Source organism: Paractinoplanes hotanensis (assembly GCF_023717965.1).
In the GTDB taxonomy this organism is placed as follows: Bacteria; Actinomycetota; Actinomycetes; order Mycobacteriales; family Micromonosporaceae; genus Actinoplanes; species Actinoplanes polyasparticus.
This window is the reverse complement of sequence record NZ_JAMQOL010000007.1, coordinates 1-25,167: the sequence shown is the minus strand read 5'-3', so window position 1 is coordinate 25,167 and position 25,167 is coordinate 1. Positions and strand designations below refer to the sequence as shown.

The 25,167-nt window shown below is 70.0% G+C and carries 24 protein-coding genes; 20 read left to right on the top strand and 4 right to left on the bottom strand.

Translation table 11 applies throughout. From position 1 onward, the window contains the following. Positions 1–67: 67 nt before the first annotated feature. The gene (locus tag LXN57_RS05835; protein WP_251796990.1) at positions 68–979 is read left to right on the top strand and encodes a glycoside hydrolase family 43 protein; all 912 of its coding nucleotides are present in this window, start codon (positions 68–70) and stop codon (positions 977–979) included. A gap of 77 nt (positions 980–1,056) precedes the next feature. On the opposite strand, the gene galK is transcribed toward LXN57_RS05835, so the two are convergent. Together galK and galE are read right to left on the bottom strand one after the other, a co-directional pair. Further along, a complete protein-coding gene (galK, locus tag LXN57_RS05830; RefSeq protein WP_251796989.1) occupies positions 1,057–2,214 on the bottom strand; it encodes a galactokinase in 1,158 nt (385 codons plus the stop codon). Next, positions 2,211–3,185 carry a UDP-glucose 4-epimerase GalE gene (galE, locus tag LXN57_RS05825; protein WP_251796988.1) on the bottom strand — a complete coding sequence of 325 codons (975 nt, stop codon included), beginning with the start codon at positions 3,183–3,185 and terminating at the stop codon, positions 2,211–2,213. Before galE ends, galK begins: the two co-directional genes overlap by 4 nt. A gap of 131 nt (positions 3,186–3,316) precedes the next feature. On the opposite strand from galE, the gene trpS reads away from it, so the two are divergent. The 4 genes from trpS to LXN57_RS05805 are packed head-to-tail and all read left to right on the top strand — an operon-like array spanning position 3,317 to position 6,232. Then, the gene (trpS, locus tag LXN57_RS05820; protein WP_251796987.1) at positions 3,317–4,339 is read left to right on the top strand and encodes a tryptophan--tRNA ligase; all 1,023 of its coding nucleotides are present in this window, start codon (positions 3,317–3,319) and stop codon (positions 4,337–4,339) included. A 7-nt stretch (positions 4,340–4,346) separates the two neighbouring features. Then, positions 4,347–4,907: a 2'-5' RNA ligase family protein gene (locus LXN57_RS05815; protein WP_251796986.1), complete on the top strand. Its 561-nt coding sequence runs from the start codon at positions 4,347–4,349 to the stop codon at positions 4,905–4,907. Between the two features lie 19 nt (positions 4,908–4,926). Then, positions 4,927–5,838 carry a YihY/virulence factor BrkB family protein gene (locus LXN57_RS05810; RefSeq protein WP_251796985.1) on the top strand — a complete coding sequence of 304 codons (912 nt, stop codon included), beginning with the start codon at positions 4,927–4,929 and terminating at the stop codon, positions 5,836–5,838. Positions 5,839–5,845: 7 nt separating this feature from the next. Further along, a complete protein-coding gene (locus tag LXN57_RS05805; protein WP_251796984.1) occupies positions 5,846–6,232 on the top strand; it encodes a hypothetical protein in 387 nt (128 codons plus the stop codon). Here LXN57_RS05805 and LXN57_RS05800 read toward each other — a convergent pair. Further along, positions 6,229–6,822, bottom strand: a complete 594-nt coding sequence (locus LXN57_RS05800) for a TetR/AcrR family transcriptional regulator (RefSeq protein ID WP_251797027.1) — start codon at positions 6,820–6,822, stop codon at positions 6,229–6,231. The genes LXN57_RS05805 and LXN57_RS05800 overlap by 4 nt on opposite strands. A gap of 89 nt (positions 6,823–6,911) precedes the next feature. Between LXN57_RS05800 and LXN57_RS05795 the strand changes: the two genes are divergently transcribed. The 9 genes from LXN57_RS05795 to LXN57_RS05755 all read left to right on the top strand — a co-directional run bounded on the left by LXN57_RS05795 (position 6,912) and on the right by LXN57_RS05755 (position 16,437). After that, positions 6,912–7,892 carry a hypothetical protein gene (locus LXN57_RS05795; protein WP_251796983.1) on the top strand — a complete coding sequence of 327 codons (981 nt, stop codon included), beginning with the start codon at positions 6,912–6,914 and terminating at the stop codon, positions 7,890–7,892. 78 nt (positions 7,893–7,970) lie between these two features. After that, positions 7,971–8,192, top strand: coding sequence for an SCO4848 family membrane protein (locus LXN57_RS05790; protein WP_251796982.1), 222 nt, complete (start codon positions 7,971–7,973; stop codon positions 8,190–8,192). Positions 8,193–8,404: 212 nt separating this feature from the next. Beyond that, positions 8,405–9,502 carry a BMP family lipoprotein gene (locus LXN57_RS05785; RefSeq protein ID WP_251796981.1) on the top strand — a complete coding sequence of 366 codons (1,098 nt, stop codon included), beginning with the start codon at positions 8,405–8,407 and terminating at the stop codon, positions 9,500–9,502. A gap of 159 nt (positions 9,503–9,661) precedes the next feature. Further along, complete coding sequence (locus LXN57_RS05780; protein ID WP_308206595.1) at positions 9,662–11,185, top strand: ABC transporter ATP-binding protein; 1,524 nt, start codon at positions 9,662–9,664, stop codon at positions 11,183–11,185. After that, positions 11,182–12,453, top strand: a complete 1,272-nt coding sequence (locus tag LXN57_RS05775) for an ABC transporter permease (RefSeq protein WP_438872834.1) — start codon at positions 11,182–11,184, stop codon at positions 12,451–12,453. Before LXN57_RS05780 ends, LXN57_RS05775 begins: the two co-directional genes overlap by 4 nt. A 5-nt stretch (positions 12,454–12,458) precedes the next feature. After that, on the top strand, positions 12,459–13,727 hold the full coding sequence (locus LXN57_RS05770; protein ID WP_251796980.1) for an ABC transporter permease: 1,269 nt from the start codon (positions 12,459–12,461) through the stop codon (positions 13,725–13,727). A 30-nt stretch (positions 13,728–13,757) separates the two neighbouring features. Further along, entirely contained in the window at positions 13,758–14,480 is a 723-nt protein-coding gene (locus LXN57_RS05765) for a cytidine deaminase (protein WP_251796979.1), read from the top strand. Beyond that, complete coding sequence (locus tag LXN57_RS05760; protein ID WP_251796978.1) at positions 14,473–15,750, top strand: thymidine phosphorylase; 1,278 nt, start codon at positions 14,473–14,475, stop codon at positions 15,748–15,750. Before LXN57_RS05765 ends, LXN57_RS05760 begins: the two co-directional genes overlap by 8 nt. 6 nt (positions 15,751–15,756) lie before the next feature. Further along, the gene (locus tag LXN57_RS05755; protein WP_251796977.1) at positions 15,757–16,437 is read left to right on the top strand and encodes a DUF4272 domain-containing protein; all 681 of its coding nucleotides are present in this window, start codon (positions 15,757–15,759) and stop codon (positions 16,435–16,437) included. Between the two features lie 141 nt (positions 16,438–16,578). Here the strand turns inward: LXN57_RS05755 and LXN57_RS05750 are convergent, their stop codons facing one another. Then, positions 16,579–17,433 (bottom strand): putative RNA methyltransferase, encoded by an 855-nt coding sequence (locus LXN57_RS05750; RefSeq protein ID WP_251796976.1) that lies wholly within the window; start codon positions 17,431–17,433, stop codon positions 16,579–16,581. A 25-nt stretch (positions 17,434–17,458) separates the two neighbouring features. Here LXN57_RS05750 and LXN57_RS05745 point away from each other — a divergent pair, with 25 nt between their 5' ends. The 6 genes from LXN57_RS05745 (at position 17,459) to LXN57_RS05720 (ending at position 25,065) form a co-directional block, all read left to right on the top strand. Next, entirely contained in the window at positions 17,459–18,544 is a 1,086-nt protein-coding gene (locus tag LXN57_RS05745) for an adenosine deaminase (RefSeq protein ID WP_251796975.1), read from the top strand. Positions 18,545–18,977: 433 nt separating this feature from the next. Next, entirely contained in the window at positions 18,978–22,550 is a 3,573-nt protein-coding gene (locus LXN57_RS05740) for a sensor histidine kinase (RefSeq protein ID WP_251796974.1), read from the top strand. Next, positions 22,547–22,951, top strand: coding sequence for a roadblock/LC7 domain-containing protein (locus tag LXN57_RS05735; protein ID WP_014447580.1), 405 nt, complete (start codon positions 22,547–22,549; stop codon positions 22,949–22,951). The genes LXN57_RS05740 and LXN57_RS05735 overlap by 4 nt, the downstream gene beginning before the upstream one ends. 106 nt (positions 22,952–23,057) lie before the next feature. After that, positions 23,058–23,438, top strand: a complete 381-nt coding sequence (locus tag LXN57_RS05730; RefSeq protein WP_221375580.1) for a DUF742 domain-containing protein — start codon at positions 23,058–23,060, stop codon at positions 23,436–23,438. Between the two features lies 1 nt (position 23,439). After that, positions 23,440–24,027 carry a GTP-binding protein gene (locus LXN57_RS05725; protein WP_250028343.1) on the top strand — a complete coding sequence of 196 codons (588 nt, stop codon included), beginning with the start codon at positions 23,440–23,442 and terminating at the stop codon, positions 24,025–24,027. Positions 24,028–24,132: 105 nt separating this feature from the next. Continuing rightward, on the top strand, positions 24,133–25,065 hold the full coding sequence (locus LXN57_RS05720; RefSeq protein ID WP_251796973.1) for a phosphotransferase family protein: 933 nt from the start codon (positions 24,133–24,135) through the stop codon (positions 25,063–25,065). The last annotated feature ends 102 nt before the right edge of the window (positions 25,066–25,167 follow it).

The window sequence follows — 25,167 nt, the reverse complement described above, 5'->3', positions numbered from 1 at the left end:
GCTGGCTGCGGCACTGCTCGTTGGGGGCTGTGCCGCAGCGGCCGAACCGCAACCCGAGGAGGAGTCGGTGACTTTCACCAATCCGGTCCACACGGACAACTTCCCGGATCCGGGCGCGCTGCTCGTGGGGGAGACCTGGTACGCGTACGGAACCAACGGCCCCACCGCCAACGTGCCGCTCCTGACCTCGCCCGACCTGGTCACCTGGACGCCCGCCGGGGACGTGCTGCCCGAGGTCGGCCAGTGGGCCGAGCCCGGCAACACCTGGGCGCCCGAGGTCATCGCCGCCCCGGGCGGCAGGTATCTGCTCTACTACACGGCCCGGTCGACGGCGACCAGCCGCCAGTGCATCGGCGTCGCCGTCGCGACCGGGCCGGAGGGGCCCTTCGTCGACGACTCCGACCAGCCGCTGATCTGCCAGGCCGACGAGGGCGGGTCGATCGACGCCAGCCCGTTCACCGACGAGTCGGGGCAGCGCTGGCTCTACTGGAAGAACGACGGCAACGCGATCGGGCAGCCGACGTACCTCTACGGCGCCCGCCTCAGCGACGACGGGCTCTCCATCAGCGGTGAGTCGAAGCGGCTGCTGGTCAACGACGCCGGCTGGGAGGCACACGTCATCGAGGCGCCGCAGATGGTGCGCCACGACGGCAGGCTCTATCTGTTCTATTCGGCCAACGCCTTCGACAAACAGGAGTACGCCCTGGGCTACGCCACCTGCGAAGGCCCGCTCGGGCCGTGCGTCAAGGCCGCGGAGAACCCGATCCTGCACACGTCACCGGCTGCGGCCGGCCCCGGACACGGCTTCCTGGTCACCACCCCGGCCGGCGAGTCGTGGCTGCTCTACCACGCCTGGCCACCCAGTGCGATCGGCAGCGTCGCACCCGGCCGGCAGCTCTGGCTCGACCGGGTCGACTGGGTGGACGGCCGGCCCGTGGTGAAGGGGCCGACCGTCGAGGCGCAAGCAGTACCGCGCTAGGACTTGTCGTCGCGAGTGGTGGGCTCGTCGTGTTCCTGCTCGCGGCCCTCGTTCTGTGAAGTCGTCATGCCCACCGGTTACCCGGTGAGTATGACGTTAAGCCGTCCCGCGCCCGGTCCCGCCGTGACGGTCCAGGCCGTCGGGGGTGTGAAGCCTTCCTTGGCGTACGCCTCTTCGACCGCCGCGGTGACCTCGGCCGCCTTGTCCGAGTCGATCAGAGCCAGCACGCACCCGCCGAAGCCGCCGCCGGTCATCCGGGCGCCGTACGCGCCGGCCTGCAGGGCGGTCTCGACCGCGAGGTCGACCTGGCGCACCGTGATCTCGAAGTCGTCGCGCATCGAGACGTGCGAGGCGGTCAGCAGCGGCCCGATCTCGCGCACCTGGCCGGCGTGCAGCAGCTTCACCGTGGCCAGCACACGGTCGTCCTCGGTCACGATGTGCCGGACGCGACGGCGCATCACCTCGTCGTCGAGACGGGTCAGCGCGTCGTCGAGCTGGTCGCCGGTGACGTCGCGCAGGGCGCGTACCCCCAGCAGGCGGGCCGCGTCCTCGCACGACTCGCGGCGGGCGCCGTACTCCCCGTCGACGTGCTGGTGCGGGGCGTTGCTGTTGATGACCAGGATGGCCAGGCCCGCGGCCGCCAGGTCGAACGGGATCTGCTCGACCTCGTACGACCGGCAGTCGAGGAACAGCGCCCGGCCCTGTTCGCAGCGGATGGACGCCGACTGGTCGAGGATGCCGGTGGGGGCGCCGACGTAGACGTTCTCGGCCCGCTGGGCGATCGCCGGCCGCTGCTCGAGCGGCACGTCGAGGCCGCCGAGGTCGATCAGCGCGGTCAGCACCGAGGACTCGAGCGCGGCCGACGACGACAGGCCCGAGCCGAGCGGCACCTCGGAGGCGATGGCGATGCGTGCGCCGGGCACCTCGTGGCCCGCGTCGGCCAGCGACCAGACGACCCCGGCCACGTACGCCGCCCAGCCGGTCACCGCGCCGGGCTCGGTGTGCCCGAAGCTGACCGGCTCGTCCTCGAAGGTCGAGCACACCGTCCACTCACCGGCCGGGGCCGGGCCGACCGCCGCGATCGTGCGCTGCGGCAGGGCGAACGGGAGCACGAAACCCTCGTTGTAGTCGGTGTGCTCGCCGATCAGGTTGACCCGGCCGGGCGCGGCCCACAGGCCCGTGGGCTCGGCGCCGTAGGCCTTGCGGAACGCTTCGGCGGCGTCGTCGGCGATCATGCGACGTGCTTGCGGTAGAACGTCCAGGCGTCGCCGATCATGGCCTGGAGCGTGTTCTTCTCGGGCACCCAGCCCAGCTCTTCGCGGGCCCGCTCGGACGAGGCGACCAGCGTTGCCGGGTCGCCGTCGCGGCGCGGGGCGATCTCGACCGGCAGCTCCGTCCCGGTGACCTCGCGGGCCACCTCGGCGACCTGCTTGTTGGAGAAGCCGTTGCCGTTGCCGAGGTTGTAGATGCGGTGCTCGCCGGCCGTGGCCGCGTCGAGCGCGAGCAGGTGGGCGCGGGCCAGGTCTTCGACGTGGATGTAGTCGCGCACACACGTGCCGTCGATCGTGGGGTAGTCGTCGCCGAAGAGCTGCAGCTTCTCGCGCTTGCCGGCGGCCACCTGGAGGGCGATCGGGATCAGGTGGGTCTCGGGGTCGTGCCGCTCGCCGATCTCGTGGTCGCCCGAGATGTAGGCTCCCGCGACGTTGAAGTAGCGGAGCGAGACCGCGGCCAGGTTGTGCGCGAACGCCTCGGAGGTGAGCGCGTGGTCGAAGGTGAGCTTGGTGGCCCCGTACGTGTTGGTGGGGGCCTTGACCGCGGACTCGGTGATCGGCAGCTCGACCGGGTTGCCGTAGACGGCGGCGGTGGAGGAGAAGATGAACCGCGGCACCCCGGCGGCGCGCACCGCGTCGAGCAGGGCGAGCGACTTCACCACGTTGTCGTGCCAGTACAGCTCGGGCTTGACCATCGACTCGCCTGCCGCGATCAGGCCCGCGAAGTGCAGCACGGCGTCGAAACCGGAGCCGGGCGTCAGTACCTGGGCGGCGTCGCGGATGTCGGCCTCGACGAAGGTGGCGTCAGGCGCGACCGCCTCGCGGAAGCCGGTGACCAGGTTGTCGAGGACAGTGACCTGGTGGCCGGCGTCCAGCAGGAGCCGGCTGGTGACGCTGCCGACATAGCCGGCGCCCCCCGTGACGAGCAGTTTCACGGCGTTACCCTTCCGCAGATTAGGTCTTCATAGTTCCACCATCTTCGCTCAAAAGTCAACATCTTCAAACATCCGGCCCGACCCCACGGGTCGTTCGCGAAGGCTTCCCGACGGCTGACACAATGGTCGTCATGTCCGATGTCGCCCGCCGCCCCCGCGTGCTTTCCGGCATTCAGCCGACCGCCGACTCGTTCCACCTCGGCAACTATCTCGGCGCCGTTCGCAACTGGGTGGCGATGCAGGAGTCGCACGACGCCTACTACTGCGTCGTCGACCTGCACGCGATCACCATGGGGCACGACCCGGCCGCCCTGCGCCAGCGCACCCGCGTCTCGGCCGCCCAGCTGCTGGCCCTCGGACTCGACCCCGAGCGGTGCACGCTGTTCGTCCAGTCCCACGTGCCCGAGCACGCCCAGCTGGGCTGGGTGCTGAGCTGCATCACCGGCTTCGGCGAGGCCGGCCGCATGGTGCAGTTCAAGGACAAGTCGGCCAAGGCGGCCGACACGACGACGGTGGGCCTGTTCACCTACCCGATCCTGCAGGCCGCCGACATCCTGCTCTACCAGGCCGACCAGGTGCCGGTGGGCGAAGACCAGCGGCAGCACCTCGAGCTCACCCGCGACCTGGCCCAGCGCTACAACACGCGTTTCGGGCCCACGTTCACGATCCCCTCGGCCTACATCCTGAAGGACACGGCCAAGATCACCGACCTGCAGGACCCGACGGCCAAGATGTCGAAGTCGGCGTCCTCGCCCAACGGCATCATCGAGCTGCTGGAAGACCCGGCCCGTTCGGCCAAGAAGATCAAGTCGGCGGTCACCGACACCGGCCGCGAGATCCTCTACGACGAGGAGAACAAGCCCGGCGTGAGCAACCTGCTCACCATCTACGCCGCGCTGACCACGCGGACCATAGACGAGCTGCTCGAGCAGTACGACGGCCGCGGCTACGGCGACCTCAAGAAAGACCTGGCCGAGATCGTGGTCGACTTCGTCAAGCCGATCCAGGAGCGCACCCGCGCCTACCTGGACGACCCCGACCACCTCGACAAGGTGCTCGCGATCGGCGCCGAGAAGGCCCGCGCGGTCGCTTCGGTGACGCTGGCCGAGGCGTACCGGAACATCGGCTTCCTCAGCCCGGCCCGCGGCGTCTGACCCCGAGGTGACGCCCCATCCGACCACCCCGCCGCCGCTCGAAAACGGACTGACGCGCATCGGCGTCGCGATCGACATCCCCGAGCCCTGGGGCGAGCAGCTCACCCAGCGCCGGGCCGCCGCCGGCGACCCGCAGGCGGCGTACACCCCGGCCCACGTCACGCTGCTCGGCCCGACCGAGGTCGCCACCGAGGCGCTGCCGCGCATCGAGAAGCACCTCGCCGCGGTCGCCGCCGCGCAACAGCCGTTCACCATCCACCTGCGCGGCACGGGCACCTTCCGGCCGATCACCGAGGTGGTCTTCGTGACGCTCGCGGCCGGCATCAGCGAGTGCGAGCTGCTGGCCGAGGCGATCGTGAGCTCCGGCGACATCCACCGCGGCTCGCGCTTCCCCTACCATCCGCACGTGACGATCGCCCAGGACGTGCCGGCCGAGGCGCTGGACGCGGCGTTCGACGACCTGGCCGGCTTCTCGGCCAAGTTCGGAGTGCCGGCGTTCACGCTGTTCTCCCACGGTGGCGAGGGGCCCTGGCGACGCCGGCGCGACTATCCGCTCGGCAGGACGTGACTTCGGTTACGGTCGGCGCGTGAATCCGATCGATCGGGCCTACGACGCGGCCGAGGCTCGTGTCATGTGGCTACGCCACAGGTCCCGGTACTTCGATCATCTGAGCCAGGCCGTCGTGCGCTACATCGACGTGCAGGGCGGGCGCCTGGCCGCCGCGATCGCCTACTACGGCTTCTTCGCCGTGTTCGCGCTGCTGCTCATCGGCTACTCGATCTTCGGCATCCTGCTCACCAACAACCAGGACCTGTTCGACATCGTCCGCGACTTCCTGCGGGTCAACCTGCCCTTCCTCGACATCGGGGCGATCCTCGCCAGCGGCCGGACGGTCGGCATCGTCGGCATCCTGGGCCTGACCTTCACCGGCATCGCCTGGGTCGAGGCCATCCGCTCGTCGCAGCGGCTGATCTGGCGGCTCAACGAGCAGCCCGGCTACATCGGCGTCCGGCAGGCCCTCGACCTGCTCGTGCTGCTCGGCATCCTGCTGCTGCTGGCGATGTCCCAGCTCGCCGTGTACGGCCTGAACCTGTTGCTCGACTGGATCGCCCACGGCATCGTCCGCTCGACGGCCGGCCTGCTGCTCACCGTGGCCGTCAACATGCTTCTGGCGGCGGCGCTGCTGGCCGCGGTGCCCCGGCTGCGCATGACCGTGCGGCGGATGGCCCCGCCGGTGCTTCAGGTCGGCATCGGCATCACGTTGCTGAACACGGTGGGCAAGTCCTTCGTGGGCCTGGTGACACGCAATCCCGCGTACGGCCTGGTCGGTTCGGCCGTCGGCGTGCTGGTCTACCTGTACGTCTTCAACCAGCTGCTGCTGTTCGGAGCGGCCTGGGCGGCCACCAGCCCGCACGGGCGCGTCATCGACCTGTCAGCAGACGATAAAACTGCCCCCGTGGGGCAAAATACCTGGATTCGGCACACCAGCCCGGAATGATGAGCCCGTGGGCACACTCGTGACGTTGGATCTGCCGACCGGCTCGCCGGTGGCCGACCTCCCCTGGGTCATCACGATCGGATCGATCGGCGACGAGGAGGACTGGGAGCCGGTGGTCTGCGGCCCCTACGAGCGTGCGCATGCCTTGGCGCTGGCTCAGGCCGTGGTCGCCGACGAGCAGTTGATGGCCGTCGTCGAGCCGCTGCTGCCACGCCCCGACGCCGAATCCATCCGCGACGAGATCGACCTGGCCCGTGCCGCCCTGGAAGAACCCACCGGCGACGTCGAGACCGACGACGAGTACGAGACCCGGCGCGTACGTCCGGGCCGCCCACCGACCGAGGCCGAGGTGCGCGAGGGCTGGTCGCGGATAGCTGCCCGCCTCACGGCCTAGCGGTTGTAGAGCGCCCGCACGCCCCGCAGGAAGCCGTCGCGGTCCGGTGTTCCGATGAGCATCCGCTGCAAGCCGTAACCCGGTATCAGCGCGTAGAAGGCGCTGGTGACATCGTCGAGGTCGGCGCCGGGCGGCAGCTCGCCCCGCTCGGCGGCCTGCGCGACGAGCACCCGGACACTGGCCCGCAGCCCCGTGTAGCGCTCGTACACGATCGTCTGGATGGCCGGGTCGACTGTCGACTCGGCCCACACCTGCAGCGCGATCGGGAACGCGCCGTCGGCTCCGGTCTGCTCGTCGATCACGTCGAGGAGCACCGACAGCGATTCCAGCAGCGGCAACTGCTGGGTCGCGATCTCGTCGATCCGCCGGCTGATGCCGCCCACCACACCGCCGGCGATGGCGGCGATGATCTCGTCCTTGGACTTGAAGTAGCGGTAGACGGCGCCGACCGATAGCCCGGCCTCCTTGATGAGGTCCTGCATCGACGTGTTGTGCAGCCCCTTGCGCAGGAAACAGGCTCGGGCCGCGACGAGGATCTGCTCGCGGCGGGCGGTCAGATGGTCTTCCGATACACGTGGCACGCCCCACATCATAAAACGAACGCTCGTTCTTGACGCGGCCGGGAGGTGCGGAGCACGCTGTGATTCTAAAAGAACGATCATTCGTTTTAGGAGGCAACATGCAGCGCAAGGCTCTCGCCCTCGGCGTGCTCATCGCGGTGATCGTGGTGGCCGTCCAGGCGCTCCTCGTCCCGCTCTTCGCCGCTCCGGCGGCCAACATCGCGCCCCGCGACCTACCCATCGCGGTGGCCGGCCCACCCGCACTGGCCGCCCAGCTCGAGGCCGAGCGTCCGGGCGCCTTCGACGTGCACCCGGTGGCCGACGCGGCCGCCGCCGACGCCGCCATCAAGGACCGTGCGGTGTACGGGGCGATCCTCGTCTCGCCGACCGGCCCCGAGGTGCACATCGCCTCGGCCGCCTCGCCCACCGTGGCCGCGCTGCTCACCGAGGCCGCGGCCCGGCTCGGCCCGCAGGTGCCGGTGCGTGACATCGTGCCGCTCGACCCCGACGACGCGCGCGGCGCCGGGTTCGCGGGCGGGTTCCTCCCGCTGGCCATCACCAGCCTGCTCGCCGGCGTCCTGGTGTTCCTGCTCGTGCGGCAGCGCGCCGCCCGGTTGCTCGCGCTCCTCAGCTACGGCGTCCTGGCCGGGTTCTCGGTTGCCGCGGTGCAGCAGGAGTGGCTGGGCATCCTGCCGGGCGGTTACCTCGCCGTCGCGGCTGCGCTGGGTCTGTTCGCGCTGGCCGTGGCGGCGGCGATGACCGGGCTCGCGGCCGTGCTCGACCGGGGCGGGCTCGCTCTCGGCGCGCTGGTCATGTTCCTGGTCGGCAACGCGCTGGCCGGCATCCCGGCCGCACCCGAACTGCTGCCGCAGCCGTGGGGCGAGATCGGCCAGTGGCTGCCGATCGGTGCGGGCGCGTCGCTGCTGCGGTCGGTCGCCTACTTCGACGGTGGGGGAGCCGGCTTCGCGGTGGCCCTGCTCTCGGCGTACGCGGCCGGGGGTCTGCTTCTGACCCTGATCGGACGCCGCGGGCTCGCGTCGGAGAAGGTGCCGGACTCGCAGCCCAGCGCGGCCCGGCCCGGCCTGGTGACCACGGCCTGAGCAACAGTCGCGGCATGGTCATTTCCCAGCCGATCGGGAGCACGGCGCGGTTCGACGAGCCGGTGAAATAGTTGCGGCATGGTCATTTCTAGGCGGTGGGCGGTCTTTCTGACGGCGGTCGGGGTCTGGACCTGGGTCATCTGGCCTCGGTTCGGCCTGGCCATCTGGCAGGACGACCGCTCTTTCGCTGAGGGGCGGCCGACGTCGTTCCTGCTGATCCATGCCGTGCTGATCGGCGCCTCGCTGCTCATCGGCACGACGGTGGGCGTCCTCGGCGTAAAAGCCTGGCGAAAGTCGTGACCCGGCCGCAAGGTTTCTGTCTGATTACCACGCGGGCCGATGATTTGCCGCACTAACGGATAGAAGCGACGCCTCAAGTGTTCCCCGGTTGCGGGCAGATAACGGTGCGCCAACAGTCCGGTCCAAAGTGCCGCCCGCGCTCTGGCCTGCGGCTACGCTCCCGCGGTGAAGACTCACCGACAAGTGTCGGTGCGCGTTGGAAGGAGGGCGTCTTGCGCCCAGTACGTGGGAACCGGCTCGTTGCGCTGCTCGCGGCAGGTGGGCTGACGCTCGCCGCCGCGGCCTGCAGCGACGCGCCTGACGAGACCCCCGCCGGCGGCAGCTCGAGCGCCGCCGCCGCGGCCTACAAGGCCTGCATGGTGACTGACACCGGGGGCATCGACGACAAGTCCTTCAACGCATCGGCGTGGGCCGGACTCCAGGCCGCCAAGGCTCAGGCGCCCGGTGTCGACCCGAAGTACGTCGCGTCGACCGCCGAGGCCGACTACGAGCCCAACCTGCGCGGCTTCGTGACCCAGAAGTGCAACTTCATCCTGTCGGTCGGTGGCCTCATGGGTGACTCCACCAAGGCCGTCGCGGCGCAGAACACGAGCCAGCAGTTCGGCATCGTCGACAGCTCGATCCAGGGCGCCGCGAACGTCTACCCGATGCAGTTCGCCACCCAGGAGGCGGCCTTCCTGGCCGGCTACCTGTCCGCGGGCTACTCGAAGAGCGGCAAGGTGGCCACGTTCGGCGGCCTCAAGATCCCGCCGGTGACCATCTTCATGGACGGTTTCGCCGACGGCGTCGCGGAGTACAACAAGGCCAAGGGCAAGAATGTCCAGGTGCTCGGCTGGGACAAGGCGAAGCAGAACGGCAGCTTCGCCGAGGACTTCGCCAGCCCGGCCAAGGGCAAGGCGCTGGCCAGCACGTTCGTCGCCCAGGGGGCCGACGTGATCATGCCGGTCGCCGGTGGCACCGGCCTCGGTGCGGCCGAGGTCGCCAAGGGCTCCAGCGGCAAGGTCTCGATCGTCTGGGTCGACCAGGACGGCTGCAAGAGCGCGGCTCAGGACTGTGAGGTCTTCCTGACCACCGTGGTCAAGAACATCACCGACGCGGTCGAGACGGCGGTCGTCGCCGGCGCCACCGGTCAGCCGCTGACCGCCACCCCGGGTTACCTGGGCACGCTCAAGAACAACGGTGTCTCGCTGGCGCCGTACAACCAGTTCGACAGCAAGATCGACCAGGGTCTCAAGGACGAGGTCGAGAAGCTGAAGAACGACATCATCGCCGGCACGATCAAGGTTGAATCGCCCAGCGCTCCGGCCTGACGATTCACTGGGTAGCATTCCGGCCGCCGCCCGACCGCGAGAATTCCTCGTGGTCGAGCGGCGGTTCCAGTTCTCGGGTAAAACTCACAAAGAAGCCGAAGTCGGGAGATTCCGCTGAGACTCGAACTGCGCGGCATCACTAAGCGCTTCGGCGACCTGGTGGCCAACGACCACATCGACATCACGGTCGAGCCCGGCGAGGTGCACGCCCTGCTGGGCGAGAACGGCGCCGGCAAGTCGACGCTGATGAACCAGCTCTACGGTCTGCTCCAGCCGGACGAGGGCGAGATCCTGGTGGACGGGGAGCCCAAGGTTTTCCGCAGTCCCCGCGACGCCATCGCGGCCGGCATCGGCATGGTCCACCAGCACTTCATGCTGGTACCGGTCTTCACCGTGGCCGAGAACATCGCCCTCGGGGCCGAGGAGGTGCGCGGCGGCCCGCTCGGCTGGCTCGACCGCCGCCGCAGCCGGCGCGACGTGCTCGAGACCTCGAAGCGCTACGGCCTGCCGGTCGATCCCGACGCCCTGGTCGAGAACCTGCCGGTCGGCTCGCAGCAGCGGGTCGAGATCGTCAAGGCCCTGACCCGCGAGGTCGACCTGCTGATCCTCGACGAGCCGACGGCCGTGCTCACCCCGCAGGAGACCGACGAGTTACTGGCGGTCATGCGGTCGCTGGCCGAGACCGGCAAGTCGATCGTCTTCATCACGCACAAGCTGCGTGAGGTCAAGGCCATCGCCGACCGGATCACGGTGATCCGCCGCGGGCGCACCGTGGCCCCGTCCAACCACCCCGCCACCGCCCCTGACCCGGCTAAAGGCTCGTTCTCCCCCGACACCTCGGCCGACGAGCTGGCCGCCCTCATGGTGGGCCGCGACGTCAGCCTCGAGGTCACCAAGACCCCGTCCGACCCCGGCCGCGAGGTGCTCAAGGTCTCCGGCCTGATCGTCGACGACGACCGCGGGACGCGGGCCGTCGACCGTGTCGACCTGGTCGTCCGCTCCGGCGAGGTGCTGGGCATCGCGGGCGTGCAGGGCAACGGCCAGACCGAGCTGGTCGAGGCGATCATGGGCCTGCGGGAGTCCCGCGCGGGCACGATCGAGCTCGAGGACAAGAACCTCGCCGGCCGGACCACCAAGCAGGTGCTGCGGGCGGGCGTCGGCTACGTCCCCGAGGACCGCAGCCTCGACGGCGTGGTCAAGGACTTCACCGTCGCCGAGAACCTGGTGCTCGACATCTACGACCAGGCGCCGTTCGGCAACAGATTCAAGCTCAACCCCGGGCCGATCGCCGAGTCGGCCCGGGAACGGGTGAGCCAGTTCGACATCCGCACCTCGTCACCCCAGTCGACGGTCGGCACGCTCTCCGGCGGCAACCAGCAGAAGGTCGTGGTCGCCCGCGAGATGTCCCGCCCGCTCAAGCTGCTGGTCGCCGCGCAGCCGACCCGCGGTGTGGACGTCGGCTCGATCGAGTTCATCCACAACCAGATCATCCACGAGCGGGACGCCGGCACCGCCGTGCTGGTCGTCTCGAGCGAGCTGGACGAGGTGGTCGGCCTGGCCGACCGCATCGCGGTGATGTACCGCGGGCGGATCCTGGCCGTCGTCTCCCCGGACACGCCGCGTGAGGAGATCGGCCTGCTCATGGCCGGCGTCGTGACGCGAGAAGCAGAGGACACGGAGTGACCACCGAAGCCCCCGAGGCGCCCAAGGCTCCGGAGAAGAAGAAGGAGGAGAAGGAGGAGTCGTTCTTCGGTCTCTTCCTGCACAACCTCTGGTCGGCCAACACCGTCACGGTGACGATGCTGTCGATCTTCCTGGCGCTGGTCATCGGCGCGGTGCTGATCGTCGTGTCCGACTCCGCGGTGCTCTCGACGTTCTCGTACTTCACGGCCCGGCCGAGCGACGCCCTCAACGCCAGCTGGGATCTGGTCAGCCGGGCGTACGCCGACCTGTTCAAGGGCGCGATCTTCGACCCGGCCGCCGTGCAGGCGTGGTTCAGCGGCACCGGCGACTGGAAGACGGCGCTCAACCCGCTCTCCGAGACGCTCACCTACGCCGCCCCGCTGGTCTTCACCGGCCTGTCGGTGGCGCTCGCGTTCCGTGGCGGCCTGTTCAACATCGGCGCCCAGGGCCAGGCCGTCATCGGCTGCGTCACCGCCGGGGTGGCCGGGTTCGCCATCGGACTGCCGGCCGGCCTGCACCTGATCGTCGCGCTGGCCGCCGGGTTGATCGGCGGTGCGCTCTGGGGCTTCGTGCCCGGCCTGCTCAAGGCCCGCACCGGCGCCCACGAGGTGATCACCACGATCATGCTCAACTACACGGCGACGCTCTTCCTCGGCTGGCTGATCCTGCAGAACGGCGTCCAGGACCCGGACCGCACCGATGCGGTCAGCAAGACGATCGAGTCGACCGCGGGGCTGCCCGGCCTGCCCGCGCCGCTGCGCGTGCACCTGGGCATCGTGCTCGCGGTGCTGGCCACGGCCGGGGTCGCCTGGTTGATCAACCGCTCGTCGTTCGGCTTCGAGCTGCGCGCCGTGGGCGTCAACCCGCCGGCCGCCCGCACCGCCGGCATGAGCGTGGCCCGCACGTACATCATGCTCATGGTCGTCGCCGGTGGCCTGGCCGGCCTGGGCGGCGCGGTGCAGGTGCTCGGCACGGCCGACCGGCTGACCGGCCAGGTGGCCGGCAACATCGGCTTCGACGGCCTGCTGGTGGCCCTGCTCGGCCGGAACAAACCGTGGGGCACGCTGTTCGCCGCGATCCTCTACGGCGGGCTGCGCGCGGGCGGCAACCTGATGCAGGTCGACGTGGGTGTCTCGCTCGAGCTGGTCACCGTGCTGCAGGCCCTCATCGTGATCTTCATCGCGGCCCCCGCCCTGGTGAAGTCGATCTTCCAGCTCCGCGATGCGCGCACCGCGCGGCTCGGCACGTCCATGGCGAAGGGTTGGTGAGCGGCGTGTCGACCGCAACGGTGGAAGACCTGACCGAGGCCACCGCCCCCAAGAGGTTCTGGAGCCGGCAGCGCCGGCTCGGCGCCGCCCTGGTCGTCATCGGCCTGATCGCGGCCGTGATCTTCGGATCGGTGGCCGACTCGGCGACCGCCCGCTTCACCCTCAGCGAGGACGCCGAGGGCGCCGCGCTCTCGATCAACGGCCAGTTCGGCGCCATCCTGTTCGGCATCGTCACCATCGCCGCCGGCGCCGCCCTCCTGGCCGGGGTGGCCAAGCGCTGGCAGACCACTCTGCTCACCCTGGGCATCGTGACCTTCGTCTTCTCGTTCCTGTGCTGGCAGGTGGCCGGCAAGTTCCTGCCGCTGGTCGACACGGCCAGCGGCTCACTGGAACTCGCGCTGCCGCTGATCCTGGGCGCCCTGGCCGGCGTGCTCTGCGAGCGCTCGGGCGTGGTCAACGTGGCCATCGAGGGCCAGTTCCTGATGGGGGCGTTCGGTGCAGCCCTGGTCGGCACGCTGGCCACCAGCGTCTGGGCCGGTCTGATCAGCGCGGTCGTGGGCGGTGTCATCATCGCCTCGCTGCTGGCCGTGCTGGCCATCCGCTTCCTGGTCGACCAGGTGGTCGTCGGCATCGTGCTCAACCTGCTCGCGCTGGGCGTCACCGGTTTCCTGTACGAGCGGCTCATGCAGCCCGACGCGCTCAAGTACAACTCGCCGCCGCGGCTGCCCGAGTGGCGTATCCCCGGCCTGGCCGACATCCCGGTCATCGGCCCCGTGCTGTTCGAGACCAACCTGCTGGTCTGGCTGGCGCTGGCGCTGGTGGTGGTGATCCACCTGGCCCTCACCCGCACCCGCTGGGGCCTGCGCACCCGCGCGGTCGGCGAGCACCCCACGGCGGCTGACACGGTCGGCATCCGGGTGCGCGGCCTGCGCTACATGAACGTGCTGCTCGGCGGCGTCGTGGCGGGCGCCGGTGGCGCGTACTTCACGCTGGTCTCGACCGGGGCCTTCAACAAGAACATGACGGCGGGCGCCGGCTTCATCGCGCTGGCGGCCCTGATCTTCGGACGGTGGACTCCGTTCGGAGCGCTGGGCGCGGCCCTGTTCTTCGGCTTCGCCCAGAAGCTGGCCAACTACCTCAGCGCAGTCGGCAGCCCGGTGCCCAACCAGTTCCTCAACATGCTGCCCTACCTGGCGACCATCATCGCGGTGGCCGGTCTGGTGGGCCGGGTGCGGGCGCCCGCGGCCGACGGTGTGCCCTACGTCAAGAGCTGACGTCGGGGCACGTCAGGCACAATCTGCACCATGCAGATCGACTGGGCTGGGTTGCGCGCGGCCGCCATCGAAGCGATGCGGCACGCGTACGCCCCGTACTCCGACTTTCCGGTCGGGGCGGCGGCGGTGGTGGACGACGGCCGGGTGGTCGTCGGGTGCAACGTGGAGAACGCGTCCTACGGCGTGGGGCTGTGCGCGGAGTGCGGACTGGTCAGCCAGCTGCACATGACCGGCGGCGGGCGGCTGGTGGCGTTCTCGTGCGTCGACGCCACCGGCAACCCGCTGATGCCGTGCGGCCGCTGCCGCCAGCTGCTGTGGGAGAACGGCGGCCCGGAGATGCTGGTCGAGTGGCACACCGGGCCGCTGCGGCTGGCCGAACTGCTGCCGCACGCGTTCGGCTTCGAAGACCTGGAGCGCGTCAACGGCGCCTCCAGGACCCCCGAGGTGCCGGCCGAGCTCGCCAAATGGCGCGGCCGGGGCACCGTTTTCGTGCATCCCGACCTCTCCGGCGGCGAGACTGTCTGGACGGGCTACTGGGAACGGTCCGCTGGCAGCCCGGCCGAGAGCGACGCTGAGAAGGGCGTGCTCGAGGAGGGACCAAACTTCCCGAGCGCGAGCGCGGCGGTGGCGTGGGGACGGGTCCGCACCCCGCGGATCGTGGTCGTGGACGCCGAGGGATCGCTCGCCTGGGCCGGCGACGGGGCGCCCCCCGAGGGCATCCCGGCTTCGTGGAAGGAGGACGGCGATGAGTGAGTTCGCCGCGGTCGATGTCATCCGGGCCAAGCGGGACGGGCACACGCTGAGTGACGCCCAGATCGACTGGGTCGTCGACGCGTACACCCGCGGGGCGGTGGCCGACGAGCAGATGTCGGCCCTGGCCATGGCCATCCTGCTGCGCGGCATGACGCCGGCCGAGATCGCCCGCTGGACCGCCGCGATGATCGCCAGCGGGGAGCGGCTCGACCTCTCCGCGATCACCCGCCCCACCGCCGACAAGCACTCCACCGGCGGTGTCGGCGACAAGATCACGTTGCCGCTGACCCCGCTGGTCGCAGCCTGCGGGGCGGCCGTGCCCCAGCTCTCCGGCCGCGGGCTCGGCCACACCGGCGGCACGCTGGACAAGCTCGAGTCGATCCCCGGCTGGCGGGCGTCGATCAGCAACGACGACTTCAAGCGGCAGCTGGAGGACGTGGGCGCGGTCATCTGCGCGGCCGGCGAGGGGCTGGCCCCGGCCGACCGCAAGCTGTACGCCCTGCGCGACGTCACCGGGACGGTCGAGGCCATCCCGCTGATCGCCAGCTCGATCATGAGCAAGAAGATCGCCGAGGGCACCGGCGCGCTGGTGCTCGACGTCAAGGTCGGCTCCGGCGCCTTCATGAAAGACCTGGACAGCGCCCGTGAGCTGGCCGGCACGATGGTGCGCCTGGGTCAGGACAGCGGCGTCACCACCATCGCGCTGCTGACCGACATGAGCACCCCGCTCGGCCTGACCGTCGGCAACGCGATCGAGGTCACCGAGTCGGTCGAGGTGCTGGCCGGCGGGGGCCCGGCCGACGTGGTCGAGCTGACCCTGGCGCTGGCCCGCGAGATGCTCACCGCGGCCGGCATCGACGCCGACCCGGCCAAGGTGCTCGAGTCGGGGGCGGCCATGGACACGTGGCGCGCGATGATCCGTGCCCAGGGCGGCGACCCGGAGGCCCCGTTGCCGGTCGCGCGCGAGACCGAGGTGCTGCGGGCGGCCGCCGACGGCGTCGTGAGCAGCGTCGACGCGTACGGCATCGGCCTGGCGGCCTGGCGGCTCGGCGCCGGACGGGCCCGCAAGGAAGATCCGGTCAGTTCCGGCGCCGGGGTGGTCCTCAAGGTCAAGCCGGGCGACCCGGTGCGTGCCGGCGACGTGCTGCTCGAGCTGCGTGCCGACGATCCAGCCCGCATCCCGGTGGCCCGCGCGACTGCCGCCGAAGCGGTCGTCATCGGTACGGAACGGCCTACTCTTACCAATCTGGTGCTCGACCGCATAGCCTGACGCACCATGCAGAAGGCAGTACCCGACCCGCGCGCAGTCCGGGAGGCCAGCTTCGACGAGGTGGCCCGGCTCGGGCTGCCGCTGCCGCCGCCCGGCTTCCCCCTGGTGTGGGAGCCGGGCGACTCGGTCGAGCTGCGTCCCACGGCCGAGTTGGAGGCGCGCGCGGCGGTGCTCCATGTGGTGGTGGCCCGCTGCTTCGGCATGCCCACCGAGGCGGCGATGAGCTGGCTGCTCGGATCGCGCCTGGTCGACCTGGTCACCCCGCCGGAATGGCAGTTCGTGATCGGCGCCAAGGGGGACCACCGGTCGTTCGTGCTGCATCACGACGCGGTGTTCGCACTGGCCTGGCTGCTCGGGCTGAGCCGGCATCTCGACCCGACCGCGCCGCCCGAGGGGCGGATGATGTCGCAGATGCCGGATCTGCCGGCAGGAGAGACTTTCGGGCAGTGGCGTTCGCGGTCGCTGATGTCACCGCGTGACCCCGTTGAGGCGGCGGTTCTGCTGGACCTCTACTACTGCCTGGACTGGGCTTTTCAAGAGGCCGAGCGGGTGGGGCTGACCCTGCCGGGCGAGATCGACGCCAACGCCATCGGCCAGCGGCGGTGGGCTCTGGAGTGGGCAGTGATCTTCCACGGGCCCTATCACGACAAGCCCGCCGAATGGGAGGAGGTCGATCTTTCGGTATGAAGAACTCAGATCAAGATCCATGTCGTGGCGGGGTGGTGGGTGCGGATCGCTGCTCCCGCCGAGGGCCGCGACGCGGTGAGCCGGCCGCTGGCGCGTCCGGAGCGCTCACCGCGCCACGGCGACGTGCGTGAGCGGTTGCGCTCAAAGCGGGCGATACGGCGTCATCAGCACCGAGGCCGTCACGGTGGCCGATGCGGCTTCGATGGCCGAGGCGTGGTGGGCACTCGGGGTCATGCCGATCAGCGTGCGGGTCTCGGCGGCGGTCAAGGTCATCTCGCGGCGCAGGGGGATCGGCGTGCCGGACTTGAAATGATCACCCAGGGACTCCTGGACCCGGGCGGCCTTGTCGGGGTCGACCTGGATCATCTGGTGGGCGGCGATCAATTCCCGCAGGTGATCCGGCTCCGGGGTCACGACCAGTAGCAGACCGTCCGGGCGCAGGACGCGATGGAACTCGGGGCCGTTGCGGGGGGAGAAGACGTTGAGGACGACGTCGGCCACGCTGTCCGCGATGGGTAGCGGGCGCCACAGATCAGTCAGCACGGCGGCCACCCGCGGATGGGCCCGGGCGGTCCGGCGCAGCGCCGGTTTCGAGACATCCAGACCCAGGCCGGTGGCGTCGGGCAACGCGTCGAGCACCCGGGACAGGTAGTGGCCGGTGCCGGTGCCCGCATCGACGACGAAACCCGGCTCGGTCCCCGCGTCGGCGTCGAAACCCGGCCCGGCAGGCGCGTCGCCGACGAAGCCTGGGGTGGCCGCCGCGGCCAGCGCGTCGGCGATGAAGTCGTAGTGGCCGGCGGTCAGGAAGGCGTCGCGGTCGGCGATCATCGCGGCGGTGTCGCCGACGTGCGGCATGCGGCCCGCGGTCAGATCGGCGTAGCCCTGTTTCGCCATGTCGAAGCTGTGGCGCAGCGGGCATCGCAGCGTCCGGCCGGCGCGCTCGAGCGGCTGCCGGCAAACCGGGCATCGCAGGTACGGCAATGCTCCGTCGATCATTGGTCCCTGCCTCTAGGCTCGGCTGATGGCCGCCATCGCTTTCTCCGACATCGTTCCGGCGCCCAAGGCGCTGCTGCACGACCACCTCGACGGCGGGCTGCGGCCCGCCACCATCGTGGAACTGGCCGACCGCGTGGGTCACCAGCTGCCCACGACCGACCCGGCCGCGCTGGGCGAGTGGTTCGTCGCGGCGGCCGACTCCGGCTCGCTCGAACGCTACCTGGAGACGTTCGCCCACACGGTCGCGGTCATGCAGACGGTCGAAGGGCTGCACCGGGTCGCCAAGGAGTGCGCGCTCGACCTGGCCGCCGACGGCGTCGTCTACGCCGAGGTCCGCTACGCCCCCGAACAGCACCTCGAACGCGGCCTGACCCTCGACGAGGTGGTCGACGCGGTGAACGCCGGCTTCGTCGAGGGCGCAGCCGAGGCGGCCGCCCAGGGCACCCCGATCCGCATCGGCGTGCTGCTGACCGCGATGCGCCACGCGGCCCGGTCGCAGGAGATCGCCGAGCTGTCGGTGCGTTACCGCGACGCGGGCGTGGTCGGCTTCGACATCGCCGGGGCCGAGGCCGGGTTCCCGCCCACCCGCCACCTGGACGCCTTCGAATACCTGCAGCGTGAGAATTTCCACTTCACCATCCACGCCGGCGAGGCCTTCGGGCTGCCCTCGATCTGGCAGGCCATCCAATGGTGCGGCGCCGATCGGCTCGGGCACGGTGTGCGACTGGTCGACGACATCACCGGAACGGTGGCCGGCGGCGACGTCGTGCTGGGCCGGCTGGCGGCGTACGTCCGCGACAAGCGCATCCCGCTCGAGCTCTGCCCGTCGTCCAACGTGCAGACCGGCGCCGCGCCGTCGATCGCCGAGCACCCCATCGGCCTGCTGCGCGATCTGCGCTTCCGGGTCACCGTCAATACGGACAACCGCCTGATGAGCGGCACATCGATGTCCCGCGAGATGACTCTGCTGTCCGAGGCCTTCGGCTGGGGGTGGCCCGAGTTCCAGTGGCTGACCATCAACGCGATGAAGTCGGCCTTCATCCCGTACGACGAGCGGTTGGCGATCATCAATGACGTGATCAAGCCGGGCTACGCGAAGCTGCTCGGCTGACGCCACGAAGCTGCTACAGGTCGCCCTGCGGCAACCGACACTGGCGGTTCGGCGGCACTGATCGTCCGTTCGGCCAGAATGGTCCCTACAAACATTGCAAAATCGGGCATCTCACCTTGCCGATCGTTCGCGACCGCGCCATCGTCTCTCCTGCCGCGATCCTCTACGATCGGGCGCGTTCGTTCGGTGTAACCCCCACGCCGATCGATCGGTCTGAGTAACGCTGAGAAAAGGTCCCCCTACATCCCGTGATATTGACCGGCGACGTCCCCGCTCCGGCGGACCAACATCGCGTCACACAACCGGTCCGTGTCCGGCGGCCCTTTCTCTTTGACACTCGTCGTGATGGAATCTCGGGGGCCCGACGCGGCAGTCGGCCGTGTGCGGCGCCCGGCAAGCCGAGTGCCGGGGCCCGAAACAGGAGGACGGTGACGTGAGCAAGCGCCCCAAGACGGCGAACGGCGTCATGTCGCGTCTCCGTCGCCCGGCTGATCGGCTGCGAGACCTGCCGATCTGGTCGAAGCTTGGCCTGATCATGTTGGTGCCTACCCTGGCGACGATCATCGTCGGCGTCAGCGGCCTGGTCGACCACATCGAGGAAGCCAACAACGCGGAGCGTGCGCGCACCCTTTCGGTGCTGTCGGAGGCGGCCGGCGGTCTCGTCGACCACCTGCAGAACGAACGTGCCTACGGCATGATGATCACGACGATCCAGGACAAGAAGAGTCCCGACTTCGTCAAGGCGAAAGAGGCCTACACCGCCGAGACGGCCCAGGTCGACGCGGCCAAGGTGCCCTACGCCCAGCAGAAGGCCGCGCTCGACGAGGTCCCCGAGAACGTCAGCACGCTCCTGCTGCGCCTCGATCGCAACCTCGAAGACCTGCCGGCGCAGCGCAGCCAGATCGCCAACGACCGCCCCGGCACCGACGTCGAAGACAGCTACACCAAGCTCATCGACGACCTGCTCGACGTGCGTGACGCGGCCGCCCAGCTGGCCAGCGACACCGAGCTGAGCGACCACCTGCGCTCGGTCGCCGCCGTCGCCCAGGCCAAGGAGTTCATCGCCCAGCAGCGCGACATCGGCCACAAGATCATCGCCGCCCGTCAGCTGACCGAGCCGCTGCGGCGTGATTTCCTTCTCGCCGAGACCGGCTTCGAGCTGGCGGGCACGACCGTCAAGTCGGTCGGTTCGGACTCGGATGTCGCAGCCTTCTCGGCCATCACCAACTCCACCGCCGGTAAGGCCGCCACCAACTACACCCTGCCGCTGCGAAGCCTGCAGGGCGCGAATACCCGCAACATCCCGTTCAACACCGCCAACTGGGAAAAGGCGATGACCGGGTACGGCGCGGAGTTCCGCAAGGTCGAGGTCAAGATGGACTCCGACATCGTCGCCGAGGCCACCGACCTGCGGAACGACGTGAATCGGCGGGTCTTCCTCGAGACCAGCATCCTGCTCGGCATGCTGCTGCTCGCCATCCTCTTCGCCTGGCTGGTCGCCCGCTCGATGGCCCGTTCGCTGCGCGAGCTGCGACAGGGTGCGCTCTCGGTCGCCCAGTTCGGTCTGCCCCACGCGGTGAGCCGGCTGCGCGACCCGCAGCTGTCCACATCGCTCACCCCGGCCCAGCTCGCCGACCAGATCGCCGAGCCGCTTCCGGTACGCAGCCGCGATGAATTCGGTCAGGTGACCGAGGCGTTCAACGCGGTTCACCTCGAGGCGGTGCGCACCGCGGCCGAGCAGGCCGCGCTGCGGGCCTCCGTCGCGACGATGTTCGTCAACCTGGCCCGCCGTTCCCAGATCCTGGTCGACCGGCTCATCGGTCACCTCGACCGGCTGGAGCGCGGCGAGGAGGACCCGGACCGTCTGGCCGAGCTCTTCCAGCTCGACCACCTGGCCACCCGAATGCGCCGTAACGACGAAAACCTTCTGGTTCTCGCCGGTGCCGACTCGACCCGTGTGCAGCGCGAGCCGGCCGCCCTGATCGACGTGCTCCGCGCCGCTCAGTCCGAGGTCGAGCACTACACGCGCATCGAGTTCGGCATGATCGACCGGGACATCGAGGTGGCAGCGCACGCCGTCAACGACATGGTCCACCTGGTCGCCGAGCTGTTCGACAACGCCACCGCCTTCTCCCCGCCCAACTCGACGGTCATCGTCGAGGCCCGGCGGCTGGGCGACGGTGCTCTCCTCTCGGTGGAAGACCGCGGCATCGGCATCAGCCGTGAGCAGCTGCGCGAGCTGAACGAGCGGCTCGCCAGCCCGCCGATGGTGGATGTGGCCGTCTCCCGCATGATGGGCCTGGTCGTGGTCGCCCGGCTGGCCAACCGCCACGCCGTCAAGGTCGAGCTGCGCCCGGCCGACACCGAGCGGGGCACGGTGGCCGAGGTCGGCCTGCCGCTCTCGGTGCTCACCGGCAGCCACAACCAGAACGCCGTCGCGACCGGCGGCCGCCCCCAGGTCGGCGCCGGCTACGACGAGCAGGGCCGCCCGGGCATGCCCGAGCCCCTCGCGCTCGAAAGCGGCCGCGGTGGCTACCCGAGCGGCAGCTACCCCACCGGTCGTCCGTTCGACCCCAACCCGCCGATGAACACCGGCGGCATGCTGGGCACCAACGGGCACTCGGTGCCGGCGTGGTCCGACCTGACCGGCGCGCCGAGCAACGGCTTCGGTTCCAACGGCTCGCTCAACGGCAGTAATGGCAGCAACGGGAACGGCAACGGCAGCAACGGCTTCTACGGCCCGCGCAGCAACGAGCCCATCCCGCCGTTGCCGTCCGGTCCCGGTGGACAGCCGTCGCCGCAGGGCTTCGCCGGTCCCGACGGACTGCCGCAGCGCCGCAACGGTGAGCCGGGCCGTCCCGACGGTGACGCCACGGGCTACGGCGCGACGATTCCGCGCCAGCTGCCGGCCAACCCGGAACACCAGGGCCGCACCCCGTTCGTCCCGCCGGTCTCCGCTCCGCCGGTGCCCTCGGCTCCGCCGTACGGTGGCCGCCCGATGTCGTCGCCGCCCGGATCGGAACCCCCGGTCTCCGCGCCGCCGGCCGCGGCCGCGCCCCCGGCCTGGCCGCCGGTCGCTCCCGAGCGCGAGAACCCGGCTCCGCACGTGCCCGAGAGCCTGGCGGCCGCGCTCGACATGACCGCCGAGCTCCCGCGCTACCGGCCGGAGCAGCGCGGCGACCAGCGACCGCAGGTGGAGCGCCCGACCAACCCGCAGACGGCGCCGATCCCGTCCTCCGCTCCGCCGGCCACGCCGGTCTCCGCTGGGAACACCTCGGGCCTGCCGTCGGAGTCGCAGCGGGCGGCCGCGGCGGCCAAGGCGGCACACGAGGCCGCGACCGCACAGGCTGCCGAGGCTCAGGCCACGGCCGCCGCCCAGATCGCGGCCGCGCAGGCCGCGGCCCGCCAGCGGGACAACGGCCAGGGTCAGTTCGCCGACGAGACGATGGAACTCCCGATCTTCCGGGAGCTCGAGTCGGCCTGGTTCACGACTGCCCGTCCGGCTGACACCAAACCGTCGACCAACGGACTTGACGAGCCGGTCAGCTCGCAGCGGATCCCCACCGGGGAGCCGTCGCGGACGGTCGGTGTGCCGCAGCAGGCCGTCTCACCCGAGTCACGCGACCGAGACCCGGCTACTGTTGGTGCCGGCGCCTCCAACGGCGCCGTCGCGAACGGCTCCAGCCCGAACGGCAGTGTCGCCACGAGCCCGTGGCAGACCGCGGCCGACACGGGCTGGCAGGCCGCTCAGGCGGCGTCCGAGGTGGCGGTCGAATCCACGACCACAGCGGGTCTGCCCAAGCGAACTCCGATGGCGCAGCTCGTCCCCGGTGGTGTCGACCGGAACGACACTTCCGTTCAGCGCCGTACCCCCGAAGGTGTCCGCGGTCTGCTGTCCGCCTACCACCGGGGTGTTCAGCGCGGTCGCACCAAAGAATCGACCAACCCGGAGGAGACTCCGGGAGGGCAGCAGTCCTCGCAGGCTGGCAAGGAGCATGAGGCATGACATCTACGCAGGATCTCGGTTGGCTCCTGGCCAACTTCGCCGACCGCGTTCCCGGCGTCGCACATGCGATCGCGGTCTCCGCTGACGGTCTGCTCCTGGCGGCCTCACGGGACCTTCCCCGGGACCGCGCTGATCAGCTGGCAGCCATCGCTTCCGGCCTGGTGAGCCTCACTCAGGGCGCCGCGCGGTGCTTCGAGGGTGGCGCCGTGCTGCAGACGGTGGTCGAAATGGACAACGGGTTCCTCTTCCTGATGTCCATCTCGGACGGCTCGTCCTTCGCGGTGCTCGCGGCGCGCAGCTGCGACGTCGGGCAGGTGGGCTACGAGATGGCCCTTCTGGTCGACCGCGTCGGTGAGGCGCTCACCCCCGCACCGCGTTCCGCGGCCGGGGTTCTTGGCTGAGTGAGTCCTCGGCTGAACGGGCAGCTTGCCGGTTATTTCGGCCGCTGTTCAAAGAGTTGACAACAAGAGACACTTCTAGGGTCCGAGGAAGGGGTGAGCGGTGACGATGCCCGAACGCGATGAGCCGACCGGCGCGCTGGTCAGGCCGTACGCCGTGACTCGTGGTCGGACCCGACCAAAGCTTGAGATAGCGCTGGAAGCGCTGGTCGAGACAACCGTTCGTGGCCGATCTGGCATGATGCGCGGCGGACAGGGTGGAAGCGAGCATCAGTACATCGCGGAGATGTGCGACGGCGGCCGAGTTCAGTCGCTGGCCGAAATCGCCGCACGCATGCAACTGCCGCTCGGTGTGGCTCGAGTGATCGTCGCCGACATGGCCACCGATGGCCTTGTCGCGGTGTACGAGCCCACCTCGCTGGACGACGAGACCGACGCGGTAGGCACGGAACTGCTGGAAAGGGTGCTGAGTGGACTTCGCAGGCTCTGACATGTCGCACCGTCCCTCTGCGGGGCGCGTGACGTCGGCGAAGATTGTTATCGCCGGCGGGTTCGGCGTCGGTAAGACGACGCTGGTCGGGTCGGTCTCGGAGATCACCCCGCTCACCACCGAGGCCATCATGACCTCGGCGGGTGTGGGTGTCGACGACAACCGGCAGGTCCCGGGGAAGATGACGACCACTGTCGCCATGGACTTCGGCCGAATCAGCATCGACCGCGACCTGATTCTCTATCTGTTCGGAACACCGGGCCAGACGCGTTTCTGGTTCATGTGGGACGAGCTGGTGCGGGGCGCGATCGGTGCGGTCGTGATGGTGGACACTCGGCGTCTCGCCGACTGCTTCGCCGCGATCGACTTCTTCGAGCACCGTCGCCTTCCGTACCTGATCGCGATCAACTGCTTCGACGGTATGCAGTATCACAACGCCCAGGACGTTCGGGACGCGCTGGCGATCTCGAGTGACGTCCCCGTGGTGAGCTGCGACGCGCGCAACCGTGAGTCGACGAAGAACGTCCTCATCTCGCTGGTCGAGTATGTGCTGACGATGCGTCGTACACGCGCGGTGGCGCCCGCCTGACAGTCGGTCGAAGCCCCGTTCCGCTAGGCCGGAACGGGGCTTCGCCGTGTCTTCGCGCTGTTAATCGGTTGTGGACGGCAGCCGGCGTGGGCAGGATCGCTCGCCATGCGTGCCTTTCTGACGGTCGATGACGTGACCGAGCTGGTGGCGGAGCAACTGGGCGGCGACCGGCGGGCGGTGGGCCTGGAACGGCTCACCGGCGGAACCAAGAAGGGCGTCTACCGGATCCGGCTCGACGACGGGCGCTCGGTGGTCCTCTATGTGTGGGCGGCGGCCGAGGACTACTGGCCGCCTTCCGAGACCGTGCCCGACGATCCGTTCACCGATGCGTCCGGGGCCGAGCTGTTCGTCACGAACCGGGCGCTGCTGGCGCGCGCCGGTGTGCGGGTGCCCGAGCTGTTGTTCGCCGGCGGCGACCGGGCGCTGGTCGAGGACGTGGGCAGCGAGACACTCGAGACGCGGATGGGCTACGACCGCAGGCCGCTGGCTGAGCTGGGGCGGTCGCTGCGCCGGATGCACACCACCGCCGGGCCCGAGTGGGGGCGGCCCGCCGCGCTGAGGGCGCAGAACAGGCCGCCCGAAGAGATGATCCTGGACCGTGCGCTGGCCCACCTCGCGGCGGTGGTGCGCCGGGACGAGCGGGTGGCGACCGCCCGCACCAGGATCGAGGACCATCTGCGAGGGCTGCGCGAGCGGGTCGAGCAGCGGCGCGAGTACGTGCTGATCCACGGCGAGCTGGGGCCCGACCACGTGTTCATGTCGGCCGCGGGCGAGCCGGTGATGATCGACATCGAGGGTGTGACCTACTTCGACGCCGAGTGGGAGCACGCCTTCCTGCAGTTGCGCTTCCAGGCGGCGTACGCGGAACTGGCGCCTGTAGATCTTGACCCGGCGAGGCTGGAGCTCTGCCGGTTCGCGCAGGTGATCAGCCTGATCGAGGGCCCGCTGCGGATCGCCGACACCGATTTCCCCCGCGGGCAGTGGATGCGCGACCTCGCCGAGCTGAACATCAACAAGGCCCTGGCGGCCGTCTCGTAGGCGGCTGTTTCGTAGCTGGTTACGCCTAAGCGCGTAGGCAGAAGTTCGGTACGTAACTGGTGACGGGCTGTCCGCGAACATGCTCAGCAAGAAGGACATAGC